The following is a 15,584-nucleotide window of genomic DNA, read 5'->3' on the forward strand; positions in this document are numbered from 1 at the left end:
TTCATACACAGTGGTCTTAATGTTCACACTGCAGGTGAAGCAGATGCAGGTGTTTCAACTCTGCATAGTGAAAAATTGACACTTTTCTCCATTAAAAGCAAGCAGGAAAAATGGAGGCCTCAAGCCAAGGCGAGGGCGAAGCGGATGTGTCGGGAACGATCGCCTCCCGGCCCACTCCCGACGCAGGTATCGTTGCCCGCCGGACCTTGCGCGAGGTCTCCGGGCGGGGTCGAATACTATCGACACACAGGATCCGAAACGATTGGAAACAAACGTCCTCTACAATAACCCGGCTCAGCGCTTTCAACATCATTGCGCAGCGCTCCTTGACCTCCCCGCCTCCACACCCGCAACCGTCCGTCTATCGTCGTCATACCTCGAACAGCATGCGCAGTAACCATGTTGGGTGAGCAAAACGGACAATAAGAGCAAAGGGAGCGAAGAGAGCTTCCGACAGAGATCGGGTCACACCTCAGGCTTCGGTACGTCGTACGTCGTTAAAGGTTGAACGTTTAACCGCAAATCGTAAATGCGCAGGTCCCACTCTTTCGAGCGGGACCTGCGCATTCCGGGATTTGACGTTGATGAAAATTATTTATTCAGCGTCATCTTGATGGTCTTCGAGAAGCTCAGACCGCTTTCGTTGCCCGTCATGTTCACGATGGCCAGGTACTGACCGCTCGGAAGATTCACGGCGTCGAAGGTGCACTGATGCACACCAGCTTCCACGATACCGTCCACCGCCGTGGCCACAACGCGGCCCAGCATATCCACCACGCGCAGATGCACGCGGCTCGGCTCGGGTACGCTGTACTGAAGCACCGTCGTCGGATTGAACGGATTCGGGAAGTTCTGACTCATGTCGAAGGTCGTCGGTGTGAAGCTGTCGCCGAAGCGCGGTGTCACGCCGCCGTGCTGCTTCATCCAGTTGAGCTTGATGGCGAGGTAGTCGAAGTTGTTCACCACGCCGTTACCATCGGCATCCATGTAGCAGCCCATGGCCGTGAACCACGGAGCGCTCGCCTGCGGCATCCACTGAATGTAGGTCAGCGGATTCTGCACGGCGTCGGCGCGGTAGCGGGCGGGACCTGTGAGCCACTGCGTGCTCAGGTTTGCGTCATGGATGTACTCGTTGAGATCCTTGCGGTCGGTGTAGTTCACCACGCCGTCGTTGTTCACGTCGCCCGGCCACACTTCGCAGGGTGTCGCACCGAGGGGCACGAGCAGCAGCGACGAGGGATACGGCATGTAGTTGCGGTAGTAACCGCAGCTGTTCTTCGTGTTGAACACCAGCTCGATTTTGTAGTACCCAGAGGGCAGCGAGGCCGGCAGGTTGAAGTACGACGTGCCGTTCAACTCCTGATTGGCCAGCTTGTTCGCGCTGAACGTCTCGCTGTACATGAGCTGATTGCCCGGCACGCTGTAGAAATTCGCCGTCATCGTGATCGTCGCGTCAAACGGCGGGAAAATCACACGGTAGCGCACGCCGATCGTTCCGGGAAGTTCGATGTAACCGATCGGATTGCCGGAGCCATCCACGAAATCGTAGGTCAGGCTGTTGGCGATCAGATAGCAGGCCTCGTCGGCGCCCATGTACGGACGCACGCGCGGTTCGAGGTCGATGTCGTCTACGACGCTTGGGAGCGTCACGCCGATCAGATCGTCGTCGTCGTCAGAGGGAGCGACAAGATGCAGGTTGCCCGCAAACGGATCCGCGAAGCTCACCGGCTTGCTCACTGAATTCGCGTCGCGGCCCGAAGCCACCTGAAGTGCCGCGAGATTGGCGCGGTTGCCACCCCAGTACGCGAGATTGGCGCCGGTCGTGTACCAGTTGTTGTGATCGGACTCGACCACGTTTGTTCCGGGAACGACATACCAGGCAAAACCCGCACCGGTGTTCATGACGATGTTGTTCACATAGCGATTATTCGCTCCGTAATACGAATACAGTGTATACGTGGATGTGTACGGACTCTCAACGCGGATTGAATTGTGCGCGAAGAGCATGTCCTGACAGTAGTACTGATTGATGCCGTAATACGCCGTCGCGACGTTGCGTATCGTAATCATGTTGTTCACGTAGCGCGAAGTACCCGCCTGATAGTAGTTGTCGTAGTACATGTACATGCCGTATGCGGTGGAGCCGCCGTCCGAGAGGAACACATTGCGCTCCATCTGCGTCGCGAAGCCGTACATGAAATAGCCCAGATACTTCGTCGCATAGGCCGAATTGTTCACCACCTTGTTGCCGATGAATTTGAGCTGGCCCAGGTAATAGAAATACACCGGGAAGTAGTACGCGCCGGTAATCTCGCAGTTCTCGACACGCAGATTGTTCATGGTCGAGGTCGTGCCGCCTCCGTACAGGTACATACCGAATCCGCCGTTACGGATATTGCAGTTTCTGAAGGTCATATTGTGTGCGATGGTGCCGGTATTGGAGCGAACCACCGCGTTATTGGTCGAAGTCGAGGCGACCACCGGTGAATTCAGGTCGCAACCTTCGGTTGTACAGTCATTCGAACCGCCGGTAATCTCGACGACGGTGCTGAACGATGTGCTTGTCGCGTTCATCGTCATGTTCTTGAACGTGGTAAACTTCGCACCGCCGAAACGGAGGACGAAATTGTTCGTTGTGGATGTGGCGGCAAAGTTGATGATCACGTCCGCTTTGTTTCCGCTTTCCGACTGGAACGTCACCGTATTCACCGCCGAGGCGCCGGGAATATTCAGAAGATCGATGTTCGTGTTGTACGTGCCGCTCCGCACGTTGAACAGCACCGGACCGCAGATACCATTGGTGGTCAGATCGGCGATCGCGGCGGCGAAGGTCGGATAATCCGGCGATGCGCCGCCGATGGTGTACGTGCCGCTGATGGCCGCCTTCAAATTCGCACGCAATGTGTCATTCTGCAGGAAGCTGTCGGCGACGTTGTTGGGCTGCGAAGTCCAAACGGCGAGTGGATAGGTAATTCCGGGTGCGAAGGTCCGTGTCCCCAGAGTCAGGTCTACCTCGGTCAGCGTCGGGATGGGCGTGTTGTACGCAATCGGCGTTTGGGGGACACCGTCAAATGACCAGTTGACGGTCACATTGTTCACCGTATTCGTGCCGAAATTGCGCAATTTCACCTTGATGTCGTGCGTACCGGTGCAGAAGTTCACCGGGGAAATCAGCGCGGAAATACCGGCATCATCCGGCAACGCGGGACTGAGATAGAAACCGAAATTGGCGCGATAGCTGGACGTGAATCCGGCCGGTGTCGTCGTGGAGCATCCGAGCGGCCCACCGTAGATACGGCCCACGTTCGGTATGGTATGCGCTCCTCCGTCATAGACGGCGAAACCCGCACCAGCGGTAACGCCCTCGCTGCATATTTGCACGATAAGTGTCTGGGCGGGATTATAGTAGAATGGTGTCGTGAGCTGTATCTCGAACCATTGCCCCGCCGCGCCTGCGGGAACGGTGTAGGACGTGGCATACAGGGCCTGCGTCATGGGAGAAAAGAACTGATTTGTCGGAAAATTCGTCAGGGAGGATTGACCGAGATACACGCCAAAGTTGGAGAAGGTCGTCGCTGATGTGGCCTGATAGCGTTGAAAGTATACGCGGCTGATGTTGCCGGCGTACGCTCCGGTGAAAAGACCGGCTTGATAAAAACCCTGCCACTTCTGCCAGGTAGTTGAAACGTTTGGATTCCAGGGGATGTTGTTCCCGCCGGTTGCCAGACCGTAATAATACGGTGGTGTCTGAGCCTGAACCGGGTTGTGGAAGGCGAGTATGGACAAAGCGAAAGTAAGCAGCACGCAAACTCCAAGCAGCCATCCGCCAGAAATGCGGATCAGTTGATTCATGGTGAATCTCCTTATGGTGTGGATGAGAATATGTGAAGGAACAAATGGCGGATCAGATCACCATTACACAAACGGAGATACAGCGATGCACTGCATCTCTCCCTTTGTGCAGCAGGTACTACGATGGACGCGGTGCTTGTACGCCACGCCGGGCTTGGAGCAAGCGCTCCGGCTACGGAAATGTATTTCGCCCGCATACTAACGCTTTTCCGGAAATAATGCAACATCTGTTGCACGATCAGAAAAACGATCACAAAGGTATATCGGGAAGGGGTTGAGAAACCGGGTGAGTAAAGGTCAAAAATGAGATCTGCTTGAGAGGAATTCAACTGTAATGTGTAATGCGGTCACCGTCGGGGGCTCCCCTTCCCGCCCGTTTACAGGTTTCATCCGACAGAGTTTCGATACCTCCCTCTCCTCTGCATTCGCTTCAATGTGCTGGTTCGTTCATGCGGAGAGGGCAGCATCCATCGTATCCGCATCCCCTCCCCTGTCGACATTGATCCTCCGGAGGTGTCGCCCCGCCCCGAAAGCACAAGTCCCGCCCCGCTTTAAGCGGGACGGGACTTGCGTGATGCAATATTGATGCTGCTGAAGCTTACTTGTTCAGCGTCATCTTTACGGTCTTCGAGAAGCTCAGGCCGCTTTCGTTGCCCGTCATGTTCACGATGGCCAGGTACTGACCGCTCGGAAGATTCACGGCGTCGAAGGTGTACTGATGCACGCCGGCTTCCACGATACCGTCAACGGCCGTCGCCACAACGCGGCCCAGCATGTCCACCACGCGCAGATGCACGCGGCTCGGCTCGGGGACGCTGTACTGCAGCACCGTCGTCGGATTGAACGGATTCGGGAAGTTCTGGCTCATGTCGAAGGTCGTCGGTGCGAAGCTGTCGCCCAGGCGCGGAGCCACGCCGCCGTGCTGGCGCATCCAGTTGAGCTTGATGGCGAGGTAGTCGAAGTTGTTCACCACGCCGTTACCGTCGGCATCCATGTAGCAGCCCATCGCCGTAAACCACGGAGCGCTCGCCTGCGGCATCCACTGAATGTAGGTCAGCGGATTCTGCACCGCGTCGGCGCGGTAGCGGGCCGGACCGTTGAGCCACTGCGTGCTCAGGTTCGCGTCATGGATGTACTCGTTGAGATCCTTGCGGTCCGTGTAGTTGACCACGCCGTCGTTGTTCACGTCGCCCGGCCACACTTCGCACGGCGTCGCGCCATTGGGCACGAGCAGCAGCGACGAGGGATACGGCATGTAGTTGCGGTAGTAGCCGCAGCTGTTCTTCGTGTTGAACACCAGCTCGATCTTATAGTAACCCGAGGGCAGCGAGGCCGGCAGATTGAAGTACGACGTGCCGTTCAGATCCTGATTGGCCAGCTTGTTCGCGCTGAACGTCTCGCTGTACATGAGCTGATTGCCCGGCACGCTGTAGAAATTCGCCGTCATCGTGATCGTCGCGTCGAACGGCGGGAAAATCACGCGGTAGCGCACGCCGATCGTTCCGGGAAGTTCGACGTACCCGATCGGATTGCCTGAGCCGTCCACGAAGTCGTAGGTCAGGCTGTTGGCGATCAAATAGCAGGCCTCGTCGGCGCCCATGTACGGACGCACGCGCGGTTCGAGATCGATGTCGTCTGTCACCTGCGGCAGAAGCACGCCGATCAGATCGTCATCGTCGTCGGAGGGAGCGACCAGATGCAGATTCCCGGACATCACATCGGCAAAGCTCACAGGCTTGCTGACCGATTGCGCATCCTGTCCGGAGGCGGCCTGAAGCGCTGCCAGATTCGCGCGCGCCGCGCCCCAGTACGCCAGATTCGCTCCGGCGCTATACCAGTTGTTGTCATTTGATGCGGTAACGTTGGTACCGGGCGCCACGTACCAGGCGTAGCCGGCGCCGGTGTGCATGACGATGTTGTTGCGGTACGTGTTGTTGGCGCCGTAGTACGAGTACAGCGCGTAACCGCTCGCGTACCCGCTCTCGACGCGGATAGTGTTATGCGCGAACAGGCTGCCGTTGCTGTAATAGTGATTGATGCCGTAATAGGCGTTCGTCACGTTGCGCACGGTTATCATGTTGTTGACGATGCGCGACATGCCCGCCTGATAGTAGTTGTCGTAGTAAATGTACAGACCGTACGCGGTCGAGCCACCGTCGCTCACGAAGGTATTGCGCTCGATTTGCGTATTGAAGCCGTACATCAGGTAGCCGAGATACTTCGTGGCGTAGGCGGAATTCTGGACGATCTTGTTGCCGATGAGCTTGAGTTCGCCGAGATAATAGAAATACAGCGGGAAGTAGTACATGCCCGTGATCTCGCAGTTCTCCACGCGGAGATTGTTCATCGTCGAAGTCGTGCTCGAGCCGTAGAGGTACATACTGTAGGCGCCGTTGCGGATATTGCAGCCGCGGAAGGTCATGTTATGCGCGAGGGTGCCCGTGTTGGAACGCACCACGGCGTTGTTCGTCGACGTGGAGGTCGCCGGAAGACTGTTCAGATCACAGCCCTCCACCGTACAGTCGTTCGAGCTGCCGGTCACTTCCACGACGGTGCTGTAGGACACGTTGGTGGCGTTCAGCGTCATGTTCTTGAACGTCACGAATTTCGCACCACCGAAGCGGAGGACGTAATTGTCCGTCGTCGACGTCGCGGCGTAATTGATGATCACATCCGCGCGGTTACCGGTTTCGGATTGGAACGTGACCGTATTCACCGCCGAGGCGCCGGGAATATTCAGAAGATCGATCTTGGTCGTGTACGTGCCGCTTCGGACATTGAACACCACGGGACCGCAGATACCGTTCGTGGTCAGATCCGCGATCGCCGCGGCGAAGGTGGCGTAGTTAGGCGACGCACCGCCAATGGTGTATGTGCCACTCACGGCCGCTTTCAGGTTCGCGCGCAGCGTGTCATTCTGCATGAAGCTGTCGGCGACGTTGTTTGGCTGCGAGGTCCACACCGCCAGAGGATAGCTGATACCGGAGGCGAAGGTCCGCGTACCCAGGGTCAGATCCACTTCCGTGAGCGTCGGGATTGGCGTGTTGTACGCAATCGGCGTTTGGGGGACACCGTCAAATGACCAGTTGACGGTCACGTTGTTCACCGTATTCGTACCGAAATTACGCAACTTCACCTTGATGTCGTGCGTACCGGTGCAGAAATTCACCGGAGAAATCAGCGCGGAAATACCGGCATCATCCGGCAACGCCGGACTGAGATTGAAGCCGAAATTGGCGCGATAGCTGGAGCTGTAGCCGACCGGGGCCGTGGCGCTGCAACCACCGGGACCGCCGTACATACGTGTGACGTTGGGAGTTGAGGCCGCAGCGCCGTCATTGATTGCGAAGCCGGTTCCGGCCGTCACACCCTCGGAGCAAATCTGCACGATGAGAGTTTGATTCGGATTATAGTAAAAAGGTGTTGTGAGGACGATTTGGAACCACTGTCCGGCCGAACCCGCCGGAATCGTGTAACTCGCCTGATACAGACATTGCTGCATGGGTGAGAAGAACTGGTTCGTGGGGAAGGTGGTCAGCGATGATTGGCCGATAAACACCCCGAAATTCGAGTATGTCGTTCCCGTGGTCGCCGCATTGCGTTGGAAAAACACGCTCGTGATATTACCGGCATACGCTCCTGTAAACAGGTTCGCATTGTAATACTGCTGCCACTTCTGCCAACCGGTGGAGAGGTTGGGATTGAAGGGGATGGAGTTGCCTCCCGAAGCCAGGTTGAAGAAATACTGTGGGGTCTGTGCCTGAACCGTGTTCTGGAAAAGCGACACAGAAATGAGAAGAACGAGAAGCATACAAGCTCCAAGCAGCCGTACGCTCGTAAAGCGGTGCGGTAGATTCATATGAATCTCCTCATGGTGTGGATGAGATATGTGAAAGAACAGATTCTCGGAAGCGTCATCGTCTCTGATTGCACGCATCGCTTGCCGAATTCTCACTCGCGCGGTGTGTCAGGGACTTGTTTGACGGGATGCGTAACATCCGACATCAGACCCGAAACTCGGATGAAGAGGTGTGAGGGTCCAAAATATCACGGATATGGTAACTCTTTTGTTAAGAAAATGCAAATGCTTCATTCATCCAGTCAGAATCCCAGTCTGAAAGTCCTGTCAGAAAAGACAATTCTATATGTCACTACTCTCAATCATGATCGGGTTTCGTTCTGTGGGTATCGCGAAACCGGCATTTTGCACCGGGCCCATCATCCAACAGCGCATCGGGATGCAAATGCGATGTACCATCGCGGAGGAACCGTTGACTCCGCTGCAATGCAGCTTCGGCAGGATGATACGACGACGCGCGCTTTCCCAGCGTGCGAGTATCCTCCGCGCAGAGAAAACCTGACGGTTCCGCTCCCCGCTTTACACCCCATATAGCGAGCAAGCCCCGCTCGTCTGAGCGGGGCTTGCGTCCACTGAAACCGGTTTCGACCCGGATTTATTTGTTCAGCGTCATCTTGATGGTCTTCGAGAAGCTCAATCCGCTTTCGTTGCCCGTCATGTTCACGATGGCCATGTACTGACCGCTCGGAAGGTCTGTAGCGTCGAAGGTGAACTGATGGACGCCGGCTTCCACGATGCCGTCCACCGCCGTCGCAACAACGCGGCCCAGCATGTCCACCACGCGCAGATGCACGCGACTCGGCTCGGGAAGGCTGTACTGCAACGTCGTCGTCGGATTGAACGGATTCGGGAAGTTCTGGCTCATGTCGAACGTCGTCGGAGTGAAGCCAACGTCACTACGGGGTGTGACACCGCCATGCTGCTTCATCCAGTTGAGCTTGATGGCCAGGTAGTCGAAGTTGTTGACCACACCGTTACCGTCGGCGTCCATATAACACCCCATGGCGGTAAACCACGGAGCGCTGGCCTGCGGCTGCCATTGCAGGTAGGTCAATGGATTCTGCACGGCGTCCGCGCGATAGCGGGCAGGACCATTCAGCCACTGCGTGCTCAGATTCGCGTCGTGGATGTACACGTTCAGGTCCTTGCGGTCTGTGTAATTCACCACGCCATCGTTGTTCACGTCACCGGGCCATACCTCGCAGGGTGTCGCACCAAGCGGCACAAGCAGCAGCGACGAGGGATACGGCATGTAATCGCGATAGTAGCCGCAGCTGTTCTTGGTGTTGAACACCAACTCGATCTTATAGTAGCCCGAAGGCAGCGACGCCGGGAGGTTGAAATACGCCGTACCGTCGAGGTCCTGATTGGCCAGCTTCGTGTCGCTGAAGGTTTCGCTGTACATAAGCTGATTGCCCGGCACACTATAGAAGTTCGCCGTCATCGTGATCGTCGCATCGAACGGCGGGAAAATAACGCGATAATGCACACCGATGGTACCCGGAAGTTCGATATAGCCGATGGGATTGCCACTGCCGTCCACGAAGTCGTACTGCAGACTGTTGGCGATCAGATAGCAAGCCTCGTCGGCGCCCATGTACGGTCGTACACGCGGTTCTTCGTCAATATCCTCCGTCACTTCCTGGAGCAGAACACCGATGAGATCGTCGTCGTCGTCCGAGGGAGCGACCAGATGCAAGTCGCCGGTGAACGCATCCGCGAAACTCACCGGCTTGCTCACCGAAGCACCGTCCATACCGGACGCCGCCTGCAGAGCGGCGAGATTGTTGCGGTTACCGTTCCAATACGCGAGATTCGCACCTGTTCCGTAAATGTTGTTGTTATTCGATTCGACGATGTTGGAACCGGGAAGCACATACCATGCATACCCCGAACCGGTGTTCAGAAGCATGTTGTTGAGAAAGCGATTTCCGCTTCCGTAGTAGGAATATATCGCACGGCCGGAAGTATAGGGGCTCTCGAGAATCACCGTGTTATGCGCGAACAGTGTGTTCGTCGCGTAGTAGTGATTGATGCCGTACACACCGGTGTTGACGCCGCGCACCGTGATCATGTTGTTGACGATGCGCGAGCTGCCGGCCTGATAGTAGTTGTCGTAGTAAATGTACATGCCGTACGCCGTGGATCCGCCACTGGACAGGAAGACGTTCCGCTCCATCTGCGTATTGAAGCCGTACATGAAATAGCCGAGATACTTGGTGGAGTACGGGGAGGTGTTCTCCACGCGGTTGCCGATGAATTTCATTTCACCGAGGTAGTAGAAGTACAGCGGGAAGTAATACGCCCCGGTGATCGCGCAGTTCTCGACGCGCAGGTTGTTCATCGTGCTGGTCGTGCTGCCACCATAGAGATACATTCCGAAACCACCATTGCGGATGTTGCAGTCGAGAAAGGTCATGTTATGCGCGAGCGTACCGGTTGGCGATCGAACCACCGCGGTATTCGTCGAGGTGGATGCCACCACGGGAGCGTTCAGGTCGCAGCCCTCCACCGTACAGTCGCTGGAACTGCCGGTGACCTCGACCACCGTGCTGAACGATGTACTGGTGGCATTCAACGTCATATTCCGGAAGGTGGTGAATTTCGCGCCGCCGAAACGAAGCACGAAGTTGTTCGTCGTGCTTGTCGCCGCATAGTTGATGATCACGTCGGCTTTGTTTCCGGTCTCGGATTGGAAGGTCACGGTATTCACCGCCGAAGCGCCGGGTATATTCTGGAGATCTATGTTCGTGTTGTACGTCCCGCTTCGCACATTGAACGTCACGGGTCCGCAAATGCCGTTGGCTACCAGATCCGCTATCGCCGCGGCGAAAGTCGGATAGTCCGGCGAAGCTCCGCCGATGGTGTATGTACCGCTCACCGCAGCTTTCAGATTCGCGACAAGGGAGTCATTTGCCGAGAAGCTGTCCGCGACATTGTTCGGCTGCGATGTCCATACCACGAGGGGATAACTGATTCCGGAGGCAAAGGTCCGGGTACCCAGAGTCAGGTCCACCTCGGTGAGGGTCGGGATGGGCGTGTTGTACGCGATCGGCGTCTGCGGTACACCGTCGAAGCTCCAGTTCACGGTCACGTTGTTCAGGGTGTTGGTGCCGAAGTTCCGCAGCTTCACCTTGATGTCATGCGTCCCGGCACAGAAATTCACCGGTTCCAGCAACGCGGAGATGCCCGCGTCATCGGGCAGCGCCGGACTGAGATTGAAGCCGAAATTTGCGCGATAGCTGGAACTGGAACCGGACGGAGAGGTCGCGTTGCAGCCGCCCGGACCACCCCACATGCGTGTCACATTCGGCGATGAAGCAGCGGCTCCATCAAGCATGGCGAATCCCGCCCCGGCGGTTACACCTTCGCTGCATATTTGAATGATGAGCGTCTGATTGGGATTATAGTAAAACGGCGTGGTCAGGACAATCTGGAACCAGGTATTGGTCGCACCAGCAGGTATGGTGTAACTGGCCTGATACAGGCATTGCTGTACGGGCGTGAAAAACTGATTCGTCGGGAAAGTAGTCGCGGACGATTGTCCGATGTACACTCCGAAATTTGAGAACGTTGTTCCGGAGGTCGCTTGCCAACGCTGGAAATACACACTGGTGATGTTTCCGGCGTAGGCGCCGGTGAACAGCCCTGCATTATAGTAGCCCTGCCATTTCTGCCAGGAAGTGGAAAGATTTGGATTGAAGGGGATATTGTTCCCCCCCGTCGCCGAACCGAAGTAATACTGCGGCGTTTGCGCCTGCACCTCGCCATCGAATGCGATACAGAATAGCATCGCAAGAACCAGGAAGAGCCCGGCTGACCTGCCGGCTATTTTCCGTGTATCGTGTTTCGTCATAGTCTGTTACTCCTGATAGATCGTGGGTGTGGTTCCGAGTGTGTCTCGTTTCATTTCTATCGTGCGTGAAGAAAAATCTGAAACCTGCAATGTGATATTTCTTCACTGTGTCTTGCTCCGGATTCACCGTATTGAGGCGTATTAGAGCATTCAGGAGTGGATGAGAGGTGCCTAAGCGGTATTTCTGTGATTTCAGGATAGTAAATTTAAACTTGAAAAGCAACGCAACGTGATATTTTTTCACATGTTCGCTATCACCACAGTTATTGACACGTTTCAGGCAGCTTCACGGACGCGGCGGACGCCATCGTGAGTATCGGATCTGTTTCCCGGTGACCGCCGTTTCATCTCGGGAAAAACCCCGACGCGAGACGATGCACGACGAGCCGCATCATGTCCGCCACCTCCCTGCCGATGGACTGAAGGTGAGAGGGAAGATCAATGCGCAAGATTGATGGGAATATCCGGGGGCTCCCTACCCGCATGCTTCGCGTCTCCCTTGACGGACGGATCCATTATCAGTGTATTAAACGAGCGAGTCCCGCTCCGCTGGACGCGGGGCGGGACTCGTATGAGGCTTGGGAATGACGCTTACTTGTTCAGCGTCATCTTGATGGTCTTCGAGAAGCTCAGGCCGCTTTCGTTGCCCGTCATGTTCACGATTGCCATGTATTGACCGCTCGGGAGATTCGCGGCGTCGAAGGTGTACTGATGCACGCCGGCTTCCACGATACCGTCAACGGCCGTGGCCACAACGCGGCCCAGCATATCCACCACGCGCAGATGCACGCGGCTCGGCTCGGGGACGCTGTACTGCAGCACCGTCGTCGGATTAAACGGATTCGGGAAGTTCTGGCTCATGTCGAACGTCGTCGGGGCAAAGCTGTCGCCCAGGCGCGGGGCCACGCCGCCGTGCTGCTTCATCCAGTTGAGCTTGATGGCGAGGTAGTCGAAGTTGTTGACTACGCCGTTACCGTCGGCGTCCATGTAGCAGCCCATGGCCGTGAACCACGGAGCGCTCGCCTGCGGCATCCACTGAATGTAGGTCAGCGGATTCTGCACGGCGTCCGCGCGGTAGCGGGCGGGACCGGTGAGCCACTGCGTGCTCAGATTGGCGTCATGGATGTACTCGTTGAGATCCTTGCGGTCGGTGTAGTTCACCACGCCGTCGTTGTTTACGTCGCCCGGCCACACTTCGCAGGGCGTCGCGCCGAGGGGCACGAGCAGCAGCGACGACGGATACGGCATGTAGTCGCGATAGTAGCCGCAGCTGTTCTTCGTGTTGAACACGAGTTCAACCTTGTAGTAGCCCGAGGGCAGCGAGGCCGGCAGATTGAAATACGCCGTTCCATCGAGATCCTGATTGGCCAGCTTGTTCGCGCTGAACGTCTCGCTGTACATGAGCTGATTGCCCGGCACGCTGTAGAAGTTCGCCGTCATCGTGATCGTCGCGTCAAACGGCGGGAAAATCACGCGATAGTGCACGCCGACGGTCCCCGGCAACTCCACGTAGCCGATGGGATTGCCGCTGCCGTCCACGAAGTCGTACTGCAGGCTGTTGGCGATCAGGTAGCAGGCCTCGTCGGCACCCATGTACGGACGCACGCGCGGTTCAAGATCGATGTCGTCTGTCACCTGCGGCAGAAGCACGCCAATGAGATCGTCATCGTCGTCCGAGGGAGCAACCAGGTGCAGATTACCCGTGAAGGCATCGGCGAAGCTCACCGGCTTGCTCACCGAGGCGCCGTCCATGCCCGATGCCGCTTGCAGCGCTGCGAGGTTGGCACGGTTGGCGTTCCAGTAGGCGAGGTTTGCGCCCGTGGAATAGATGTTATTGTTATCCGACTCGACGATGTTCGAGCCGGGGAGTACGTACCAGGCATAGCCCGCGCCCGTGTTGAGTATCATGTTGTTCAGGTAGCGGTTACCACTGCCGTAGTACGAGTAGATCGCCCTGCCGGAAGTGTAGGGGCTCTCAAGAATCACGGTGTTATGAGCGAAGAGCGTGTTCGTCGCATAATAGTGGTTGATGCCGTACTGGCCGGTGTTCACATTGCGCACGGTGATCATGTTATTGACGATACGCGAATTGCCGGCCTGATAGTAATTGTCGTAGTAAATGTAGATGCCATACGCGGTGCTGCCTCCGCTGGATAAGAAGACGTTCCGTTCCATCTGCGTATCGAAGCCGTACATGAAGTAGCCAAGATACTTCGTGGCATAGGGGGACGTGTTTTCCACGCGGTTCCCGATGAACTTGAGCTGTCCGATATAGTACAGATACACCGGGAAGTAGTATGCACCGGTCAAGCTACAATTCTCGACGCGCAAATTGTTCATCGTTGCGGTTGTACTGGCTCCGAAAATGTACATGCCGTAGCTGCCGTTGCGGATATTGCAGTCGCGGAAGGTAGTGTTGTGATTCATGGTGCCGCTGGTACCGAAAATCACCGCGTTGTTCGTCGAGGTCGAGGTGGCCACGAGACTGTTGAGGTCGCAACCTTCGACTGTGTTGTCCGAGGAACTCCCGCTGAGCTGCACGACCGTGCTGAACGAAACATTCGTCGCGTTCAAGGTCATGTTCTTGAACGTCACGAACTTCGCGCCACCAAAACGGAGGACGAAATTGTTGGTGGTCGAAGTCGCCGCCCAATTGATGATCACATCCGCCTTGTTGCCGGTCTCGGACTGGAAGGTGATGGTGTTGACGGCTGAAGCACCCGGAATGCTTTGCAGGTCGATGTTGGTGGAATAGGTCCCGCTCCGCACATTGAACGTTACAGGTCCGCAAATACCGTTGGCCACCAGATCAGCGATAGCAGCGGCAAATGTCGGGTAGTCGGGAGATGCGCCACCTATGGTATACGTGCCGCTTACCGCCGCCTTCAGACTCGCGGTGAGGGAGTCGTTCGGTGTGAAGCTGTCAGCGACGTTGTTCGGCTGTGACGTCCAGACGGCGAGCGGATAGGTGATACCGGAGGCAAAGGTCCGGGTACCCAGGGTAAGATCCACTTCGGTGAGCGTCGGGATGGGTGTATTGTACGCAATCGGAGTCTGAGGCACACCGTCAAAGCTCCAGTTTACGGTCACGTTGTTCAAGGTGTTGGTACCGAAGTTGCGCAATTTCACTTTGATCTCATGCGTACCGGTGCAGAAATTCATCGGGGAGATCAGAGCGGAGATGCCTGCATCGTCCGGCAAGGCCGGGCTGAGATTGAAGCCGAAATTGGCGCGATAACTGGAGCTGGATCCCGATGGCGAGGCCGTGTTGCAGCCACCCGGACCGCCCCACATTCGCGTGACGTTGGGCGTTGCGGCGGCCGCACCATCGTTCATGGCAAAGCCGGTCCCTGCCGTCACACCCTCGGAGCAAATCTGCACGATGAGCGTCTGATTCGGATTATAGTAAAACGGCGTCGTCAGGACGATCTGGAACCATTGACCGGCCGAGCCGGCGGGGATGGTGTAGCTGGCCTGGTAGAGACCTTGCTGCATGGGAGAGAAAAACTGATTCGTCGGGAAGGTGGTCGACGAGGATTGGCCGAGATACACGCCGAAATTGGAGTATGTCGTTCCGGACGTCGCCTGATTGCGCTGGAAGAACACGCTCGTGATATTGCCGGCATAGGCGCCGGTGAAGAGTCCTGCGTTATAGTAACCCTGCCATTTCTGCCAGGACGTCGAAAGGTTCGGATTGAAAGGGATGGAATTTCCACCGGTAGCGAGACCGAAGGAATATTGCGGGGTCTGCGCTTGCGCATCCTCCGGAAGGGTGAAGCCGGCGAACAACGCCACAACGAGAAAACAGACAACCGTTTTCACGGATGACTGCACTGTAAGGGCTCTTCTCATACTGAAAACTCCTGAAAATGTAGATGAGTGGGGTCGCAGTGCTGGAGGGGTACCGAAATACCCGCTACGGCCGAAAAGCTGTTCAATTCCCAAATCGTGAAGTATTTTCACGCATGGCGCAAGCAGGGGCTTTTCAGTAGCGCTGATCGAACTCAGGAGTGGATG

Annotated in this window: 4 protein-coding genes; all 4 read right to left on the reverse strand. The window is 56.5% G+C overall.

The window, feature by feature from the left end:
• Positions 1 to 591: 591 nt before the first annotated feature.
• On the reverse strand, positions 592 to 3,852 hold the full coding sequence (locus M5R41_08505) for a dockerin type I domain-containing protein (protein ID MCZ7556427.1): 3,261 nt from the start codon (positions 3,850 to 3,852) through the stop codon (positions 592 to 594).
• A 598-nt stretch (positions 3,853 to 4,450) separates the two neighbouring features.
• Positions 4,451 to 7,663 carry a dockerin type I domain-containing protein gene (locus M5R41_08510; protein MCZ7556428.1) on the reverse strand — a complete coding sequence of 1,071 codons (3,213 nt, stop codon included), beginning with the start codon at positions 7,661 to 7,663 and terminating at the stop codon, positions 4,451 to 4,453.
• A 643-nt stretch (positions 7,664 to 8,306) separates the two neighbouring features.
• Positions 8,307 to 11,567, reverse strand: a complete 3,261-nt coding sequence (locus tag M5R41_08515; protein ID MCZ7556429.1) for a hypothetical protein — start codon at positions 11,565 to 11,567, stop codon at positions 8,307 to 8,309.
• 591 nt (positions 11,568 to 12,158) lie between these two features.
• Entirely contained in the window at positions 12,159 to 15,419 is a 3,261-nt protein-coding gene (locus M5R41_08520) for a dockerin type I domain-containing protein (protein ID MCZ7556430.1), read from the reverse strand.
• Positions 15,420 to 15,584: the final 165 nt, after the last annotated feature.

The organism is Bacteroidia bacterium, from assembly GCA_027493955.1.
Taxonomy (GTDB): Bacteria; Bacteroidota; Ignavibacteria; order SZUA-365; family SZUA-365; genus JAOSJT01.

Excerpts from the sequence above, each read along its gene's own strand:
- M5R41_08505 (MCZ7556427.1), bottom strand. The coding sequence starts at position 3,852 with ATGAATCAACTGATCCGCATTTCTGGCGGATGGCTGCTTGGAGTTTGC.
- M5R41_08510 (MCZ7556428.1), bottom strand. The coding sequence starts at position 7,663 with ATGCTTCTCGTTCTTCTCATTTCTGTGTCGCTTTTCCAGAACACGGTT.
- M5R41_08520 (MCZ7556430.1), bottom strand. The coding sequence starts at position 15,419 with ATGAGAAGAGCCCTTACAGTGCAGTCATCCGTGAAAACGGTTGTCTGT.
- M5R41_08515 (MCZ7556429.1), bottom strand. The coding sequence starts at position 11,567 with ATGACGAAACACGATACACGGAAAATAGCCGGCAGGTCAGCCGGGCTC.